The 19374-nt window shown below is 37.3% G+C and carries 15 protein-coding genes and 1 riboswitch; of the genes, 7 read left to right on the top strand and 8 right to left on the bottom strand.

From position 1 onward, the window contains the following. Positions 1-4: 4 nt before the first annotated feature. The 6 genes from ccoG to Q0252_RS10305 all read right to left on the bottom strand — a co-directional run bounded on the left by ccoG (position 5) and on the right by Q0252_RS10305 (position 7716). A complete protein-coding gene (ccoG, locus tag Q0252_RS10330) occupies positions 5-1459 on the bottom strand; it encodes a cytochrome c oxidase accessory protein CcoG (RefSeq protein ID WP_297985960.1) in 1455 nt (484 codons plus the stop codon). A gap of 151 nt (positions 1460-1610) precedes the next feature. Further along, the gene (locus Q0252_RS10325) at positions 1611-2489 is read right to left on the bottom strand and encodes a cbb3-type cytochrome c oxidase N-terminal domain-containing protein (RefSeq protein WP_297985957.1); all 879 of its coding nucleotides are present in this window, start codon (positions 2487-2489) and stop codon (positions 1611-1613) included. Positions 2490-2508: 19 nt separating this feature from the next. Next, the gene (locus Q0252_RS10320) at positions 2509-2703 is read right to left on the bottom strand and encodes a cbb3-type cytochrome c oxidase subunit 3 (protein ID WP_297985955.1); all 195 of its coding nucleotides are present in this window, start codon (positions 2701-2703) and stop codon (positions 2509-2511) included. A 20-nt stretch (positions 2704-2723) separates the two neighbouring features. Next, a complete protein-coding gene (gene ccoN, locus Q0252_RS10315; RefSeq protein ID WP_297985953.1) occupies positions 2724-5003 on the bottom strand; it encodes a cytochrome-c oxidase, cbb3-type subunit I in 2280 nt (759 codons plus the stop codon). Between the two features lie 8 nt (positions 5004-5011). Further along, complete coding sequence (gene ccoS / locus Q0252_RS10310) at positions 5012-5212, bottom strand: cbb3-type cytochrome oxidase assembly protein CcoS (protein WP_297985951.1); 201 nt, start codon at positions 5210-5212, stop codon at positions 5012-5014. Positions 5213-5328: 116 nt separating this feature from the next. Next, positions 5329-7716, bottom strand: coding sequence for a heavy metal translocating P-type ATPase metal-binding domain-containing protein (locus Q0252_RS10305; protein WP_297985949.1), 2388 nt, complete (start codon positions 7714-7716; stop codon positions 5329-5331). Between the two features lie 90 nt (positions 7717-7806). Between Q0252_RS10305 and Q0252_RS10300 the strand changes: the two genes are divergently transcribed. The 5 genes from Q0252_RS10300 (at position 7807) to Q0252_RS10280 (ending at position 11414) form a co-directional block, all read left to right on the top strand. Continuing rightward, the gene (locus Q0252_RS10300; protein WP_297985945.1) at positions 7807-8520 is read left to right on the top strand and encodes a Crp/Fnr family transcriptional regulator; all 714 of its coding nucleotides are present in this window, start codon (positions 7807-7809) and stop codon (positions 8518-8520) included. An 85-nt stretch (positions 8521-8605) separates the two neighbouring features. Further along, positions 8606-9421 (top strand): 3-methyl-2-oxobutanoate hydroxymethyltransferase, encoded by an 816-nt coding sequence (gene panB, locus Q0252_RS10295; RefSeq protein ID WP_297985943.1) that lies wholly within the window; start codon positions 8606-8608, stop codon positions 9419-9421. A 183-nt stretch (positions 9422-9604) separates the two neighbouring features. Next, positions 9605-9925 (top strand): hypothetical protein, encoded by a 321-nt coding sequence (locus Q0252_RS10290; RefSeq protein WP_297985941.1) that lies wholly within the window; start codon positions 9605-9607, stop codon positions 9923-9925. Positions 9926-9935: 10 nt separating this feature from the next. After that, positions 9936-10709, top strand: coding sequence for a sulfite exporter TauE/SafE family protein (locus tag Q0252_RS10285; protein ID WP_297985939.1), 774 nt, complete (start codon positions 9936-9938; stop codon positions 10707-10709). A 3-nt stretch (positions 10710-10712) separates the two neighbouring features. After that, the gene (locus Q0252_RS10280) at positions 10713-11414 is read left to right on the top strand and encodes an RluA family pseudouridine synthase (protein WP_297985937.1); all 702 of its coding nucleotides are present in this window, start codon (positions 10713-10715) and stop codon (positions 11412-11414) included. Between the two features lie 88 nt (positions 11415-11502). Here Q0252_RS10280 and Q0252_RS10275 read toward each other — a convergent pair whose 3' ends face one another. Then, complete coding sequence (locus Q0252_RS10275) at positions 11503-13668, bottom strand: outer membrane beta-barrel protein (protein ID WP_297985935.1); 2166 nt, start codon at positions 13666-13668, stop codon at positions 11503-11505. Between the two features lie 127 nt (positions 13669-13795). Further along, positions 13796-16072, bottom strand: coding sequence for an aconitate hydratase (locus Q0252_RS10270; RefSeq protein WP_297985933.1), 2277 nt, complete (start codon positions 16070-16072; stop codon positions 13796-13798). Between the two features lie 190 nt (positions 16073-16262). Between Q0252_RS10270 and Q0252_RS10265 the strand changes: the two genes are divergently transcribed. Both Q0252_RS10265 and Q0252_RS10260 read left to right on the top strand, forming a co-directional pair. After that, positions 16263-17021 (top strand): WG repeat-containing protein, encoded by a 759-nt coding sequence (locus Q0252_RS10265; RefSeq protein WP_297985930.1) that lies wholly within the window; start codon positions 16263-16265, stop codon positions 17019-17021. A gap of 25 nt (positions 17022-17046) precedes the next feature. Continuing rightward, positions 17047-17139, top strand: a riboswitch (TPP riboswitch). Positions 17140-17226: 87 nt separating this feature from the next. Further along, the gene (locus tag Q0252_RS10260) at positions 17227-19332 is read left to right on the top strand and encodes a TonB-dependent receptor (RefSeq protein WP_297985927.1); all 2106 of its coding nucleotides are present in this window, start codon (positions 17227-17229) and stop codon (positions 19330-19332) included. The last annotated feature ends 42 nt before the right edge of the window (positions 19333-19374 follow it).

Below are 19374 nucleotides of genomic sequence, written 5' to 3'. Positions count from 1 at the left end.
TAATTTAGAATTGTAATTTGAATGGTCCTTCAAAATAAGTTTCGAAAGTATCCAGCAATTTCCCCTGTTGGTCGTAAACGCCAATTTTTACATTTTGTTTGGAGAGTTTAATTTCCTTTTCAGGGAAACTTACGTTTACGGTTCCCTTAATCATTTGATCTCTCTTCAACAAAATTTTATCAGCACTGCTTAAAGAAATTTCTCCGTGTGCAGGTTCCATAATTTTAATGGTAACTACTTTGTCTTTATTGGATTTGTTGAGAAAAGTATAGTTGTAGGTATTCGTTATCAACCCATCTTTTACAAAGAAAGAAGAACCTGCCGGTTTAATAAATTTCGCTTCCATTTCTCCTCTAGCGCTTAAAAGATATCCTAGGAAACCAATCATAGCCAAAAGAACGACGGTGTAGGCTTTCATTCTGTTGGTGAATTTGAAAGGCTTTTCTTTTTCAATTTCATCCTCTGTGGCGTAACGGATTAGTCCTTTTGGAAGACCAACTTTCACCATTACTTCGTCGCAAGCGTCTATACATGCAGTACAGTTTACACATTCAAGCTGTTGTCCGTTTCGGATATCAATTCCTGTAGGACAAACTACAACACACTGGTTACAATCGATACAGTCTCCTTTGCCTTCCGCTTTTCTGTCTTCTCCTTTTTTCCATTTTGCACGGTTTTCTCCACGTTTAAAATCATAATAAACGTTGATGGTTTGTTTATCAATTAAAACGCCCTGTAATCTACCGTATGGACAAACCAGAGTACAAACCTGCTCTCTGAACCATGCAAATGTGAAATAAAAAGCCGCCGTGAAAAGAATCATCACTAAAAAGTTCGTAAAATTAGCGAAAGGACCTTCCTGCATAATTTTGAACACTTCCTTGTAACCTACGATGTACATGAACATCCAGTGTGTAATGATAAGTGAAATGATAATATAAATGCTCCATTTCAGACCTCTTTTCCAGATTTTTTCGGAGTTCCATTCCTGTCGGTCGAGTTTCATTTGTTTGTTTCGGTCTCCTTCGATGGCAAATTCAATCTTTCTGAAAATCATTTCGAGGAAAATAGTCTGAGGACAAATCCATCCACAAAAAATTCTACCAAAAACTACGGTAAACAAAATGATAAAAACAATGGAAGTAATTGCTCCCAAAGCCAGAATGAAGAAATCCTGAGGATAAAAAGGCTGCCCGAAAATGTAGAATTGTCTATCCAGAACATTAAGCAACAAAAGAGGATTTCCGTTGATTTTTATAAAAGGAATCGCGAAGAATAAAGCCAGTAAAAAATAACTTACAATGGTTCTGTAATTGGTATATCTTCCGCTAGGCTTTTTTGGATAGATCCATTTCCTCTTACCGGAATTGTCCATAGTTCCTACAGAATCTCTGAAAGTTTCTGCCTCGATAACCTGTCCTTGTCCACCCCGATGATTGTTTTCCTGCTGTTCTGACATGTCTAAATTTTTTTTAAACGTATTCTTACAAAAATACGAATTATATTATTGCTTTCTCTGTAATTATTGTTACGAATGTTTACGAAATTGTATGATTTAAAACATAAAAAAAAGCCATTCGGAAATGGCTTTTTATATAAAGAAAGTTTAGTTATTTTTCCCAGTTTGCCGGAGTTCCCTGCGGAGCAGCTCCACCTTGAGCTTGTGTAATTGGCGGTTGTTCCTGGTTGATATGATAAACGTATGCAGCAACATTTTGAATATCAAATCCGGTAAGAATTCCATTTTTTCCCCAAGCTTGCATGGTCGGGTTGTTTGGAGAACCATTTTCTACGATGTGGAATACATTTTTAAACAATGTTTTCTCCGGTTGGTTAATCCAGGTATTGTCGGTAAGGTTTGGACCAATTCCACCTTTCCCTCCGTCACCGTGACAAGATACACAGTTGGTTTTGAAAACTTCTTCACCTGCTGCAATATTATCCGGAGAATATACTGCATTATCGATTGTTGGAGGCGGAGTATCCTTCATCCATTGATCGATAGAGGCAAGCTGTGCTTTATACTCTTCTTCATACTCTTTAATTGGATGGGCAAAATCTGTGGTGAAATATGCTGTAAGGTATACTACGCAAAAAATTACACCGAACCAGAATAAACCAAGCCACCATTTTGGTAGCTGATTATCCAGTTCCATAATTCCGTCGAAACCGTGGTCGATAAGGATGTCTTTTTCTTCTGATGCAGACTGTTTTTTGAATGCACTTTCGTAAAGTCCTTTGAAGTAAGGAACTTTTTTAGCTTCTAAATATTGCGATTTTTCCTCAGGAGTAAGTTTTTTAAACTTATCATTCTCAATTAAATCTCCAATTGCACTATGGATTAATGCAAGAATCACACTGATCACCACTGTTCCCCAGAAATATGGAGAAGAAAGGAAAGAGGAGTTCTGAACAAACGTATAATTAATAATCATTAAGATTACCAAAATAATCAGTATTGTGATATAAACGGGCGTTCTCTGTTTCATAATAGTTTAATTTTAAAAATTAAAGGTCTTCTTGGTCTTCAATATTATCATTTAAAGGCGCATTCGCTTCTTTATCATAATATTTTTTCGGACGCGAGAATACAAAATAAGCAATTCCAAGAAAAAGCAGAATAAAAATGATCATGGCCAACGTTTGGTAAAGACCAACATTGTCACCATTGGATAAAATGTCTTTAAAGCTTTGAGGAATCATCTTACTATTACTTTAAAATATTATTTTGTACTTGCAGTTTTAATTTCAGTTGTTTTGATATCTGTACCTAATCTCTGAAGATATGCAATTACAGCAACAATTTCTTTCTTTTCAAGCGGTGTAAAGTTAGCTCCTTCTGCAGCTTTTCTGTCGTCATACGCTTTCTTAACGTCTGCAGCTTCAGAGTAAATCTGTTTTACAATGAAAGATGCCTGATTGTCTGCCCATTGGTCAGCCGAATCAATTTCTGCTTTTGTGTAAGGAACATCAAAAGTATTCTTCATTAAATTCAACTTGTCTTTCATTTGGCTTCTGTCTAAATCGTTGGCAATGAGCCAAGGATAACGCGGCATAATTGAACCGGCAGAAGTTACTCTAGGGTTCAGCATGTGTTTGTAATGCCATGAACTTGGGTTTTTTCCACCTTCTCTGTGCAAATCCGGACCAGTTCTTTTTGATCCCCAAAGGAATGGTCTGTCGTAAACAAATTCACCCGCTTTGGAATACTGTCCGTTTTTGCCGTTAAATCTGACCACTTCATCACGGAATGGACGAATCATTTGGGAGTGACAAGAGTTACATCCTTCTCTGATGTATAAATCTCTACCTTCCAATTCCAACGGAGTATAAGGTTTCACCGCAGCAATGGTTGGTACACTTTCTTTTATTGTTAATGTTGGAACAATTTCTAAGAAACCACCAATTGCAACAGCTACAAAAGAAAGAATTGTTAACAAATATGGCATTCTTTCAATCCAAAGGTGAAGGCCTTCGCCTTCTTTTCTTTGGTTACCAATATTCGCCAATGCCGGAGCTTCAGCTGGTACATTTTTCTGGAACGAACCTTGTCTTGCAGTTGCTACAACATTCACAACCATTAAAATTGCTCCGGATAAGTAGAATAAACCTCCTACAAATCTCATTTGATAATAAGGAATAATGGCAGTTACCGTATCCAACCAGTTTTTGTAAACCAAAGTTCCGTCCGGATTGAATTGTTTCCACATTAAACCTTGTGTAAATCCAGCGATATATAAAGGAACAGCGTAGAAAATAATTCCTAAAGTTCCTAACCAGAAATGCCAGTTAGCTAATTTTACAGACCAGATTTTAGTTCTCCACATGATAGGAACCAAATAGTAGATAACACCGAAAGCCATAAATCCGTTCCAGCCAAGTGCACCAAGGTGAACGTGTCCAATTACCCAATCCGTATAGTGACCGATTTTATTTAAAGTCTTAGTCGCCAAAAGCGGCCCTTCGAAAGTTGCCATACCATAACAAGTAACAGCTACCACGAAGAATTTAAGAATAGGATTCTCTCTTACTTTATCCCAAGCTCCTCTTAACGTTAAAAGTCCGTTCAACATACCACCCCAAGACGGTGCAATCAGCATAATGGAGAAACCAGTTCCCACTGCTTGTGCCCATGCCGGAAGCGAAGTGTACTGCAAATGGTGAGGTCCGGCCCAGATGTACACGAAAATCAAAGACCAGAAGTGTATAATGGATAATTTATAAGAGAAAACAGGTCTGTCTGCTGCTTTTGGAAGATAATAATACATCAAACCAAGAACTGGAGTTGTAAGGAAGAATGCTACCGCATTGTGTCCGTACCACCACTGTACTAAAGCGTCTTTTACACCTGCGTAAGCAGAATAAGATTTCATCCCGGTAAAGGAAAGTGGAACCTCCAAATTATTGAAAACGTGAAGCATGGTTACGGCAACCCAAGTTCCCAAATAGAACCAAATCGCTACGTAAAGGTGGCGAACTCTTCTTTTTGCAATGGTCCCCAACATGTTGATGCCGAATATGATCCAAATAACCGCAATCAAAATATCTATTGGCCATTCGTGTTCTGCGTATTCTTTAGAGGTATTAATCCCCATGAAGAAAGTAATTACAACAGAAACAATCATAATTTGCCATCCCCAGAAATGTATCCAAGAAAGTGTATCACTGTACATTCTGGTTTTAAGCAAACGCTGCATTGAGTAATAAATTCCCGAGAAAATAGAGTTCCCAACAAATGCAAAAATTACCGCACTTGTGTGAAGCATCCTGATTCTCCCGAATCCAAATGCGCCTTGTGAGTTGATGAGCCCCTGTAGATTTCCGCTCTGCAAACTTTTGATGGTGGCATCATCCGTTCCAAAGAAAAATTCAGGAAGTTCGGGATAGAAAAGCATTAAAGCTGCAGTAAGTCCCAATAAGAAACCAACAATCCCGAAGACGATGGTTGCATAAAGAAACGCTCGCACAATGCTGTTGTCATAACTAAACTTTTGTGTTTCCATATAACTAATTAACTTTTTTCTTCTATATTTTTTTCTGTATTATCTTCTGTTTTTGGTTCTTCTTTCTGAACTTCAGAGTCTAAAAGTATCCGCACAGCCGGAGATTCATCATCTTCAAACTGACCTTTTTTTGCATTTACTATAAAAATGATTAAAAAAACAACAGCTAAAGAAACGCTGCAAAGTATCATTAAATACAGTATATCCATTTCTTGCAAAATTAGCGTACAAAACGCGCTCAAATTTAATAAAAATAAGTGATATTAATCAGTAAATGTTAAATTGAGTTAATTTAAAATTTGTCTAAATAACAGTTTGATTTCTCTTATTTTTTGATTTTAAAATATTTAGAACTTCTAATCCAAGTGGATAGGGAAGTAAATACAACCACGCTTATTGAGCTTATCGGCATTAAAATGGCGGCAAAAAGAGGCGACATTTTCCCCATTACAGCAAAGGTGAGCCCAATAATATTGTACATTAAGCTAATGGCAAAAGTGAATTTTACAATCACCATGGCGTCTTTACAAAGCTTCAGATATTTGTCGAAATTCACCATTTTTTCCCCGTCCATAATCACGTCGGAACTTGGCGTAAAAGAATTGGTGTCATCTGCAACTGCAACGCCAACATTGCTCTGTTTTAAAGCTCCGGCATCATTCAGTCCATCTCCCAACATCATTACTTTTTCTCCTTTGTCCTGAAGGTTTTTAATATAATTCAGTTTGTCTTCCGGACTTTGGTTGAAAGCCATTCCCTTTACGTTGGGAATCATTTCTTTCAACGTAGATTCTTCCGAAGAATTATCGCCACTTAAAATATGAATTTTGTACTCATAAAGCTTTTTGAATAATGAATTCAAATTTTCGCGGTATTCGTTTTTGAAGATATATTTTCCTAAAAATTCACCGTTTTTGCTAATGAAAACTGCGGTTTCAAGATTTTGTGACTGTTCTCCAACCAAGCTTCCCGAGCCAATTTTGTAAATATTTCCGCGAACTTCGGCTTCATATCCTTTTCCGGGAATTTCCTTAAAGTTTTCAACCGGAAAATATTCTTCCTGAACATCCAAAAATTCATATAAAGATTTCGAAAGTGGATGATTGGAATTTTTGAGCAAAGTTTTAATGTTCTTTAAATCAAATTCCTGTATTTCAGTACCTTCGTAACTGATATCTGCTTTTTTCTGATGGGTAATTGTTCCGGTTTTGTCGAAAGCAATCGTAGAAATTTTCGAGATTTTCTCAATCGTCAAAGTGTCTTTAACATAGAATTTGTTTCTGCCCAAAATCCTCATGATGTGCCCAAAAGTAAAAGGAGCAGAAAGCGCCAAAGCACAAGGACAAGCCACGATTAAAATTGCAGAAACCACCTGCCACATTTTTTCCATATCGATTCTCGCCCAATAAATTGCAGCTAAAAGCGTGATTCCGAGAATGATAAATGTAAAATATTTGGAAATCTTGTTGGTTAAAGTATCAAGTCCGGTTTCGTATTTTTTGAAGGCTTCTTTGTTCCAAAGCTGCGTTAGATAACTTTGGTCAACGTTTTTAATCACTTCCAGTTCAAGAACAGAACCGCTCTGTTTTCCTCCCGCAAAAATTTTGTCGCCCGGTTTTTTCTGAATCGTTGCGCTTTCTCCGGTAATAAAGGAATTGTCGATGTTACCTTCACCGTTAATCAAAATCGCATCCACGGGAATAATTTCCTGGTTTCGAACCATAATTCGGTCACCAACTTTTAATTCAGACAATAAAATATTCTCCTGTTTTCCGTTGAAATCTACTTTGGTAACGGCGATGGGGTAAAAAGATTTATAATCGCGGTCGTAAGAAAGTGCGCTGTAAGTTCTCTTCTGAAAATATTTTCCAAGAAGCATGAAAAACAGCAAACCGCACAAAGTATCGAAATATCCAGCGCCGTAACCCGTGAAAGTTTCGTAAATACTTCTTCCGTACAACACCAAAATTCCCAAAACGATGGGAACATCAATGTTCACGATTTTATTTTTCAAACCAAACCAAGCTGATTTAAAATAATCTGAAGCCGAATAAAAAACAACCGGCGTCGCCAAAAGAAACATAATAAAACGAAACATACTTTTGTATTGCTCCATCCAGAAATCCGTGGTTCCCATAATTTCCTGCGCATATTCCGGATAGCTGAAAAACATTCCGTTACCGAAAGCAAAACCTGCGATGGCAAGTTTAATCAGCAGAGTCTTATCAAAAAATTCTTCCTTTTTGTCTGCAGTTTCAAGGTTGATGACCGGTTTGTAACCCAAATTGGTTAAAAATTTCGCCAAATCGCTCAGTTTCAATTCATTTTGGTTGAATGAAATCTGCACCGTTTTCCTCGTGAAATTGACCTGAGAATAATTGATGTTCTTATTTAAAGTATGTAAACTTTCCAAAAGCCAAATGCATGACGAACAATGGATTACAGGAATTTTGAACGTGACCAAACTGGTGTTCCCTTCAGAAAAATCGGTTACTTTTTCGAAAATTTCCGGCGTGTCCAGATAATCGAACTGTGTTGAATTTTCATCAGGTCTTGTTCCGGCATTTTTATTTAGTTCATAAAAATTTCCGAGGTTGTTCATGTTCAGAATTTCGTACACCGATTTACATCCGGGACAGCAGAATATCTTTTCATCAAAAAGAATTCTCTCTTTGTCGATGTTTTGTCCGCAATGAAAACAGTTTTCTGACACTTTTTTGGCAATTGGACTTGCAAAATTATGATAAATAAATTTGTATCAAGGTTTTAAAAATTCTATTTTTGCTGATAAATGTCATAAAAAATGTCGCTAGAAAAACAAACGTTAATTGAAGAGAACCTTCATAAAGTTTTTAATGAAGATTCTTTCAAAGAAATGCTTTCTGCAGAGGATTTTAATAAATATTTAGGAGCAAAGGAGATCTTGAAATTTAAGAAAGGAGAAACCATTTTTGAAGATGGAGCAACACCGAAAGGCGTTTATTTTCTTAATAAAGGTACGGCGAAACTATCCAAAATGGGAGTTTACGGAAAAGAACAAATCCTTCGTTTCATTAAAGAAGGCGATTTAATTGGTTACCGTTCTTTGCTTTGTGGCGAAAATTTTCAGGCTCAGGCGGAAGCAATGACGGATGTTGAAGCTACTTTTTTACCGGCCGACATTTTTGTACATCTTTTGGAAGTAGACCCAAGATTGTCTTTCGCAATGCTGCAGAAAATTGCATTCGAATTAGGAGAATCTTCCAATACCGTTACTTTCCTTGCACAAAAAACTGTTCGCGAAAGGTTAGCGGAAATTCTTTTACTGTTGGAACAGAAATTAGGAACTGACCCTGAAGGTTTTATCAAAATATCTTTAACGAGAGAAGAAATTGCGAACATCATCGGAACTGCTACAGAAAGTGCGATTCGTTTGATTTCGGAATTTAAAGCCGATGAACTTATCGAAGTGGAAGGAAGAAACATCAAAATCCTTAACCACGAAAAACTCGTTAAATTGGGACATGTTGTTCTTTAATTCAATTAAAATTTATAATGAATAATTAATAATTTTGTGATGACCGGCAAATATTAATTATTCATTTTTCTTTATACTTATAGCTATGTCTGTACACTCTGAAATTAAAAAAATCACGACCGAAACTTTGCGAAAAATGAAATTCGACAAAGAAAAAATCACCATGCTTACTGCGTATGATTTTACCACCGCAAAAATGGTAGATGCAGGTGGAGTAGATGCAATTTTGGTTGGAGATTCTGCTTCCAATGTAATGGCTGGTTACGAAACCACTTTGCCCATCACGTTGGACCACATGATTTACCATGCGCAATGTGTTATTCGTGGAGTGGACAGAGCTTTGGTGGTAGTGGATTTGCCTTTCGGAACTTATCAAAGCAACCCCGAAAAAGCTTTGGAGTCTGCGGTGAGAATTATGAAAGAATCTGAAGCTCACGCGATTAAGCTGGAAGGTGGAGCGGAGGTGGAAAAAAGTATCCGAAAAATTGTAAACGCCGGAATTCCTGTGATGGGACATTTGGGTTTAACACCACAATCTATTTACCAGTTCGGAACCTATAAAGTAAGAGCGAAAGAAGAGGAAGAAGCAGAAAAACTGATTAATGATGCTAAACTTTTGGAAGAATTAGGTTGTTTTGCTGTTGTTTTGGAAAAAATTCCAGCGGAACTGGCGAAAAAAGTTTCCGAAAGCATCACCATTCCAACCATTGGTATTGGAGCAGGTCCTCATTGCGACGGACAGGTTTTGGTGTACCACGATATGGTGGGAATGAACAAAGATTTTTCGCCGAAATTTTTAAGAAGATATCTCGATTTATATACTGAAATTACCGGAGCCGTTGCTCAATATGTGAAAGATGTGAAAGATGTGAGTTTCCCGAACGAAAAGGAAAGTTATTAATTTCATTACGGTTCAAAACTCAAATATTCACGAGATTGGGCGGTAGATTTTGCGAATAAACAACAGCTGGATTTTGTTCGTCCTGATACTTTGGGAGAAAATACAGGAAACCAAAAATCTTCCGAAACATTATCAACGCGGTTTACAGGCTGCACTTTTTGAAAAAGATTTAAATAAAAAATAATGAACAGTAATTACTCAACAATACAGGGCGTACTTTCCATCGGAGCTTTAATCTGTCTGATTATCGGATGGTTTGGCTTGCTTTCTCCGGAACTGAATGATTTAATTTATCATAAAATATTTTATGTATTAATCGGGTTAAGTTTTTTAGTTTCCGCACAACTTTACCCAAAACCAATGCACAAATACATTAGTTATGCAGCTGCGGCTTTATGTATTATTGGTGCATTTCTCCCGGAAAATTTAGCATTTTTGAAAACGATTGGTCTTTTGGCTGGTGTGGCTTTAACATTTATTGCAAGACCAAGACCTGTAAGATAAAACGAATAGGATGCAGGAAATCATTATCGCAATTGTAGCACTTTTGGCTTCTGCACTGACGTTTTTTTCCGGTTTCAGACTTGGAACAATATTGCTTCCCGTTTTTGCAGTGTTTTTCCCGGTGGATTTGGCAATTGCTTTAACGGCGATTGTCCATTTTCTGAACAATGTTTTCAAATTTTTTCTTACTGGAAAACACATTGACAAAAGGGTGTTGCTGAGGTTTGGAATTCCTTCGATACTTGCAGCATTTATCGGTGCTTTGTTGTTGAATTACCTTACAGATTTACCTGCCTTACACCGATATCAGATTTCAGGAAAGCTATTCGAAATTACACCGATTAAACTGATTATCGCTTTGCTGCTGATATTTTTTGCCCTTTTTGATATTATTCCGAAACTGAAAAATCTGAATTTTTCCAAAAAATATCTTCCCATCGGAGGATTAATTAGTGGTTTTTTTGGTGGGCTTTCCGGACATCAGGGTGCGCTTCGGTCTGCATTTCTCATTAGAGCTGGTTTAAAAAAGGAAACTTTTATTGCCACCGGAATTGCAATTGCCTGTTTGATTGATGTGACAAGACTTTCTGTTTATTCTAAAAATATTATGAAAGTTCATAACGACATAGATTGGAAATTGGTGGTTATTGCCACACTTTCCGCTTTCATTGGTGCGTTTTTCGGAAATAAAATATTGAAAAAAATGACGATTGAATCTGTACAGACGGTTGTTGCAGTTGCGCTGATTATTTTTGCCGTATTTTTGGGACTTGGAATGATTTAGAAAATGCAAGCAAGAAGTCAGAAGTTTGATGAAACACAAATCGTGTACGAAGACAACCACATGATGGTCGTTAACAAAAAGGTGGGGCAATTGGTACAGGGTGATAAAACCGGCGACGAATCTTTGTTGGAACTGATTAAAAATTTCATCAAAACCCGTGATGAAAAACCCGGAAATGTTTTCCTCGGACTCGTTCACCGTATCGACCGACCTACTTCCGGCTTGGTGATTTATGCGAAAACGTCTAAAGCTTTGACGAGACTTACGCAAATGGTGAAAAACCGCGAAATCAAAAAAACGTACTGGGCCGTGGTACAGAAAACTATGATTCCGCAAAGCCAAAGGCTCGTGCACTATCTACAGAAGAACGAGAAAACCAACAAAGCAACAGTTTTCATAAAACCAACTGATACTGCCAAGGAATCGATTCTTAATTACCAAATCATCAAGGTTCTTGATAATTTCCAGCTTCTGGAAATTGATTTGGAAACCGGACGTCATCATCAGATTCGGGCTCAACTTTCCAAAATTGGGATTCCCATTAAAGGTGATTTAAAATATGGTTCTCCTCGTTCCAATAATGATGGCGGAATTTCATTACACGCAAGGAAATTGGAGTTCGTTCATCCCGTTACCAAAGAAAGTATTGAAATTATTGCACCTGTTCCGCAAAATGATGCGGTTTGGAAGGCGTGTGAAGGTTGATTATTATGTTTAAAAATTGAACAGAATGAAAAAAAGTTGGAGAAATTTCTCCAACTTTTAAACTTTTCATTAAATAATAATTCTAAAATTACTGTTCCGAATTCAAAATGCCGCCATTGTCTTCTTTTTTATCCTGGTTCAGCATGTTGGGTGCCTCTTTAGCAAGTTTGTTTTTTGTAGGAATTTTATAGTTTACGGAAAATCCGAAATTTCGTGAATCCATTTTGTTCGAAAGAACTGGATAAGGCTGTCTGAAAACCGAACGGAAAGCCATTTGCTGCCCATTGAATATGTCGTTCGCAAACACGGAAACATTCAACCTGTCCTTCATGAATTTTTTCGAAAGTGTGATGTCCACGTTATTTCCGACAGGTTTTACGGCTTCGTAATAATAGTAGTTTCCTTTGGCAGGAAGAACGAAATAATTGATGGCCAATTTTACATCTTTCGGCAGTATAAACTGGGAATTGATGTTGAACATCCAAAATCCTTTGGTTTTCAAATCTGGGATGATGTGTTTCTGATAAGCCGCGTACAAATAAATAAAGTTGATTTTATCAGGATTAAAGTTAAACTTCATGATTTCGCTCAGCGGTTTACTGAAAATCATCAACGGAATAGGCAATCCCAAATTAAAGTTCTGAATTGTCATTTCGGAAATATTCATCTGTCTGTTCAGGATATAATCGTTGGTTTTTCCTGTGAGCGGATCGGTTTCAGTTTCTCTCGTCATGATCTGCATGACCTGATTTTTAGCCACGTTTACATTATAACCGATAAAGGCATAATCAAACGCTGAAATTTTGATTTCATAATTATCAAAAATTGTTGGCTGAAGATTCGGGTTTCCGGCAGTGGTGGAGTTACCGTTCTGATACGTGGTGTTGTTCGGATTCAGCGATGAAATACTTGGCAAATTAATTTTCTTGTTGTAATTCAAAGCCAAATAAACCCTCTGCATAAAGCTGTACTGAATACTTGCATTCGGGAACAGCTTAAATTTTTTGAAAGGCGTTAAATTATCGGTATGAACAACATTGAGCGAGTCTTTGTAGCTTGTAATTCCCGAAATATCATAATCTTCAGCTCTTGTTCCCAACGTGAAATCAAACTTTTTCAGTTTGGCCTGCAATTCTACGTAACTTGAAGCAGTTTGTCTTTGATAATCGAGGTTGGTAAAACCGAAACTTTGGGTATCAAACTTCTGCATTTCATATAAACCACCAATGCTGATTTTCCCCTCATCTAAAATTTTCACCGGCTGAGAATAATCTACTTTAAAGGTAGAAACATTCATATCCGATTCATTTTCAAGCGTGTTGGTGTTGAAATTTCTGCTGAACTGCGAAAAATCAGATTTAGAATTACTGTAATTATATTTGAAATCCAACTTCTTTGCTTTGTCGGCAAATCTTTTCTGATAAGTTACAACAGCTTCGTTGCGCCAGTTTAAAGTTGCAGCATCATCTTCGCGAGTGTAAGGGTTTCCAAAATAAGTTCCTTTTCCTAAAGTGTAATTATCGTTGTTGTTGTGATAAATATCGTAGTTTAATAAAAGTCGGTCAAGTCCAAGGTCAAAAGTCATGGCTGCTTTGGCAAAATACCCTCTTCTGATACCGTCTGTGTAAGTGGAGGAAAGATCATCCAAATTTCCAAGCATCATATTTTCGCGGTAGTTTTGTCCTACATTCAGCTGCCATCCGAAATATTTATTTTTCGCATTTAAACTTAAAGAATTATTGGTTCTGCTTCTGTATTTATCGTAATTCGTAAAGCTGTAATTCCCCGAATAGGTTGCAGATAAATAATTTTTTGCAGATTTTGAAGTGATGATATTCAGAATTGCACCACCCGAAGTTGCAGGGAATTCTGCGCCGGGTTGTGTAATGATTTCAATTCTTTCAACTGCGTTTGCAGGCATTCCATCTAAAAATCCCTGAAGTTCGTTACTGGAAATATTTAGCGGACGTCCATCCATAAAAACCGCTAGCAGTTTTCCCTGATACATCATTCCGGCAATGTCGGTTACCACCAATCCCGGAAGTTTTTTTACACCTTCCATCAAAGTTCCGGAGTTTAGCGTTGGCTGTTCCGAAAAATCGAAAATGGTACGGTCGGCCTTTTGTTCCACCGCTTTTTTGGTCGCGGTAATCGTTACGCCTTCAATTTGGGTTTCTTTTTCGGTTTTGGGTTTCTGCTGTGCAAGAGTGAAAACTGATGCTGCGAGTGAAAGTACAAATAAACTTTTCTTCATGTCTACAATTTAGGTGGGCAAAAATAGTTTAAATGTTTAGTAGAGAAAACATGATACTTGTTACAATTGCAAAAGAAAAACCGCTCAATTTCTTGAACGGTTTTGTTTTATCATTTTTAAAAAAGAGTTATGCATTCTTTTTCGCTTCTTCAGCGATCAAATTCAGTGCAGAACCAGCTTTGAACCAACCGATTTGTTGCTCATTATAAGTGTGATTTGCCAAGATTAGATCTTTGGTTCCATCCGCATGAACAAACTCTAGTTGTAATGGACGAGCTGGTGCAAATTGATCTAAATCCAAGAAATTCACGGTATCGTCCTCAAGGATTTTGTCGTATTCTTCGGCATTAACAAAGGTCAGAGCCAACATACCTTGTTTTTTCAAGTTCGTTTCGTGGATACGTGCGAAGGATTTTACCAATACTGCTTTTACCCCTAAATGTCTTGGCTCCATTGCAGCATGCTCTCTTGAAGAACCTTCCCCATAGTTTTGGTCACCCACAACGATTGAAGGAACTCCGGCTGCTTTGTAAGCTCTTGCTACTGCTGGAACTTCGCCATATTCACCAGTTAATTGATTTTTAACCTTATTGGTTTCCATGTTGAAAGCATTTACAGCGCCGATCAACATATTGTTGGAAATATTATCCAAGTGACCACGGTATTTCAACCAAGGACCTGCCATAGAAATATGATCGGTAGTACATTTTCCGAAAGCTTTAATCAAAACTTTTGCACCTTCAATATTTTTTCCGTCCCAAGGTTGGAAAGGCTCCAACAACTGAAGTCTGTCCGAAGTTGGCGAAACAATCACCTGAACATTAGATCCGTCTTCAGAAGGTGCTTGATAACCATTATCTTCCACCGCAAAACCTTTTGCAGGAAGTTCAGAACCTTTTGGTTCATCTAATTTCACCTGTTTTCCGGATTCGTTGGTTAAGGTATCAGAAATTGGGTTGAAATCCAGTCTTCCGGAAATTGCAACTGCAGCCACCATTTCAGGAGACGCTACGAAAGCGTGCGTATTTGGGTTTCCGTCCGCTCTTTTTGCAAAGTTTCTGTTGAAGGAGTGAATGATTGAGTTTTTCTCACCTTTATCTGCACCTTCTCGGTCCCATTGTCCGATACAAGGTCCACAAGCGTTGGTGAAAATTCTCGCATTTTCAAATTTTCTGAAAGAATCCAGGAAGCCATCTCTTTCAGCCGTATATTTTACCTGTTCTGATCCAGGATTAATTCCTAAAATTGCTTTTGGTTTTACCCCTTTTGCAACCGCATCTTCAACAATTGAAGCCGCTCTTGATAAATCTTCATAAGAAGAGTTGGTGCAAGAACCGATTAAAGCCCATTCAACTTCCAAAGGCCAACCGTTTGCTTCTGCTTTTGCTCTGAATTCTGCAACTGGTGTCGCCAAATCCGGAGTGAAAGGCCCGTTCAAATGTGGAGTCAGCTCAGAAAGGTTAATTTCAATAACTTGATCAAAATATTGTTCAGGATTTGCATAAACTTCAGCGTCACCGGTCAAATGTTCAGCGATTTTATCGGCAGCGTCAACCACATCTTGTCTTCCGGTTGCTGCTAAATATCTTCTCATCGAATCGTCATAACCGAACGTAGAAGTTGTAGCACCGATTTCAGCACCCATATTACAGATGGTACCTTTACCAGTAGCAGAAAGGTTTTCTGCACCTTCACCGAAATATTCTACGATGCATCCAGTACCGCCTTTCACGGTTAAAATTCCGGCAACCTTTAAGATAACATCTTTTGCAGAAGTCCATCCGTTGAGCTTACCAGTCAATTTTACTCCGATTAATTTAGGCATTTTAAGTTCCCAAGCCATTCCAGCCATCACGTCAACTGCATCTGCACCACCAACACCTATGGCAACCATTCCTAAACCTCCTGCATTAACGGTGTGAGAGTCGGTTCCAATCATCATTCCACCTGGAAAAGCATAGTTTTCCAAAACAACCTGGTGAATAATTCCGGCACCCGGTTTCCAGAAACCAATTCCGTATTTATCACAAACAGAGCTTAAGAAATTGAATACTTCAGAGTTTTTGTTGATACCTTCTTGCAAATCCGCTTCGGCACCTACTCTAGCTTGAATAAGGTGATCCGCGTGTGCTGTAGAAGGAACTGCAACTTTCTTTTTTCCGGCCTGCATAAACTGCAAAAGTGCCATTTGAGCCGTTGCATCCTGCATTGCCACTCTGTCCGGAGCGAAATCTACATAAGAATTTCCTCTTTCGTAAGCTGCGGTTGCATTACCTTCCCAAAGGTGAGCGTAAAGAATTTTTTCTGAAAGTGTAAGCGGTTTTCCTACAACATTTCTCGCTGCTGCGATTCTTTCAGGATAGCGCTCGTACACTTTTTTGATCATATCAAGGTCAAAAATCATATCTGTAAGTTTTTTGAATTAACGTGTTAATTATAAAATCAAACAAAAGTACAAAATTTTGGTCTTTTTTAGGCTTAAAATCATTTAGAATAAATATAAATACGATGAAATAAATCTATGTAAATCATAATGCGTAAAGCATAAAATCTGAAAACCTTATTTTTGGCAGAAATTTTGTAAAAGGTTGGACATGAAGAATGTTTTAAGTGTATTGATGGCTGTTTTTTCGGTGTTCGTTCTAGCACAAAGCAAAACAGGAGTAAAAAAAATTCCGGTAAAAAAAGCTCCGGTAAAAAAAGTAGTGATCGCAAAACCGAATCCTGATTTGGCAAAAATTAATGACAGTATTCCGGCTTTAATTCCACAAAAAATGGACGGAAAATTCGGGTTCATCAATCAAAAAGGAAAAGTTCTCATTAAGCATCAGTACAGTAATGTGGGTTTCTTCGCTGAAGACTGCAACCTTTTAAATTCAACAAATCCGAAAGTTAAAAAATTTGGTTCTGCTGATTATGCTTCCGTGAGAAAAGATGGGGTGGATTACCGAATTAATAACGCCGGAAAAGTAGTTTATACCTATAAAGATGCCGATTTAGGAAAATGTCCTGCGGAATTTAAGAAGCAGAATTTTCATTCCTATATTCTCAATGGATTTTACGGAATCATTGAAGATTCAAAATTTCAAAACGCTGCGGATTACCGTCAGTATCAAATTTATCCTCAATACCAATATCTACACATTATGGAAGGTGACGATTTGAACAATCCTATGATTATCGCTTCCAACAACGACCGTTTTGGGGTGATTGATAAGAACAACAACATTATTATTCCATTTGAGTACAGCGATATCAAACGAAACTTCAGTTGGAAATTGGCGCGACTGTTCGAAGTGACTAAAGACGGAAAAAATTACTATTACGTAGATGCGAAAAATAAGGGTTATTAAATAAAATTTTCATAATTTCGCCATCAGAATTTTAAAGGGGTGCTGCAACTGCGGCTGAGATTATACCCAATGAACCTGGAACAGGTAATGCTGTTTAGGGAACAATATAAGCAATGAGTTATTGGCAATGAGCAATATTACTTATTACCAATTGCTAATTACTTATGATAATCGCCCCTTTTATTCAATTAATTTAATTAAAAGAATGAAAGGATTTTTTATTTTGGGACTTTGCGTAAGTCCGGCTGTGCTTTTTGCACAAATTCAGATCGATTCTATCCAAGAATCTCAAATTCAGGAAATTAAACTTATCAAAAGACTTCCTGTTGCCAAAGAAATTATTAATGTTCAGAAGGATTTAGACCAAAAAAATCTAGGTCAAGATTTGCCTATTTTGCTGAAAAACCAAACTTCTGTCATTTCAACTTCCGACGCAGGAAACGGTGTTGGTTATACTGGTTTCAGAATTCGTGGTGTTGGCGGAAACGGCATTAATGTGATGATGAATGGCATTCCGTACAATGATTCGGAATCCCAGGGAACTTTTTTCGTGAATGTTCCGGATCTCACCAGTTCGGCTTCGCAAATTGTAATTCAAAGAGGAGTTGGAACTTCTTCGAACGGTGTTTCGGCTTTTGGAGCAAGTGTGAATGTGATTTCAAAAAATCCGGATGATAAATTTTATTTGAAAACGGATGATTCTTATGGTTCTTTCAATACTTATAAATATTCTGCGGAAATTGGTTCCGGAAAATTCTGGAACAACCGGTTGAGTTTGATGGGACGCTACACGAAAATTCATTCTGATGGCTATATCGACCGTGCTTCCTCTGATTTGGATTCTTACAATTTTACCGGACTTTTTGAAGAAAATAAAACCAAAATTCGTTTGATGGCTTTTGGCGGAAAAGAAAAAACTTACCAAGCATGGAATGGAATTGATAAAGCCACCTGGGAAACCAATCCGAAGTTCAATTATTCAGGCGCAATTTATAATGCAGATTGGTCTGAAATTGTTGGATTTTACGACAATGAAACTGATAACTACAGACAAAACCATTATCAGGTATTGTGGAACCAAGGTTTGAATGAAAAATGGAATCTTGAAACCACTGTTCACTACACCAAAGGAAAAGGATACTACGAAAATTACAAGCAGGACGCGAAATTTTCAAAATATAACCTTCCAAATCAGGGAACAGAATCGCGAAGCGATTTCATCAGAAAAAAATGGCTCGACAATGATTTTTACGGTGTAGTTTCGACTTTGTATGGAAAATTTGACAATTTGGATTTGAATTTTGGCGCAGTTGGCAATCAATATTTCGGGAGACATTTTGGAAATGTAACGGGCGTTTATTTTCCTCAAATTCAGGAGCATGAATATTACAGAAACCGTTCAGTAAAAAACGAAATCTCCGGTTTTGCCAAAGCAGTTTACAAAATCGATAGGTTTGAAATTTTTGGAGATTTGCAACTCAGAAATATTAATTACGACACTAAAGTTTTACTTTCAGGTGACGGAGAAGGTGCGGATTTGAATAAAAAATGGACTTTCTTCAATCCAAAAGCGGGAGTTTCCTACCAGATTAATTCCGGGAAAATTTTCCTTTCATATGCCAATGCTCACCGCGAACCGAACCGCGACGATTTATTTGCCAATCCAAATACAGAAGCGGAAACATTGCATGATTTTGAAGCCGGACTCGAAAAATCTTTTGGTAATGTTCAAATTTCAGCCAATGCTTTCTATATGAATTATGTGAATCAATTGGTTTTGAATGGACAGATCAATAATGTTGGTGAATTCATCCGAACCAATTCCGGAAAATCTTATAGAATGGGAATTGAATTGGGAGCCCTTGCAAAACTTTCGGACCAATGGAATGTTTCCGGTAATTTAACGTTAAGTGAGAATAAAAACGTCGATTTCAAAAACGAAACTTCTGCCGGTGTTGAAAACCTTGGAGATACACCGATTTCATTTTCACCCAATACTATTGCTAATTTTTTAGTGAATTTTGCTCCAACTAAAAATTTTAGTTTAGGTCTTCAAAATCAATATGTTGGCAGTCAATTTTTGGATAACACGAATAATTCGGATTTGAAGTTAGATTCTTATTTCCTAACGGATTTTAATGCCAAATATTCCCTGAAGCTGAATAGAACAGATCTGGATTTTAAATTTTTGCTCAATAATATCTTCAATAAGAAATATGTAAACAACGGGTATGTTTATGATGGTGCTCCCAATTATTTTTCTCAGGCCGGAATTAACTTTATGTTTGGGATATCTGCAGTGTTTAAGTAAAATTATGTAAGAAAATGTTTTTAAAATAATAAATAATTGAGA

It is taken from the genome of uncultured Chryseobacterium sp., from assembly GCF_936933875.1.
Taxonomy (GTDB): Bacteria; Bacteroidota; Bacteroidia; order Flavobacteriales; family Weeksellaceae; genus CAKZIK01.
The sequence above is the reverse complement of the archived record's forward strand: the minus strand, read 5'-3'. Positions and strand labels throughout refer to the sequence as shown.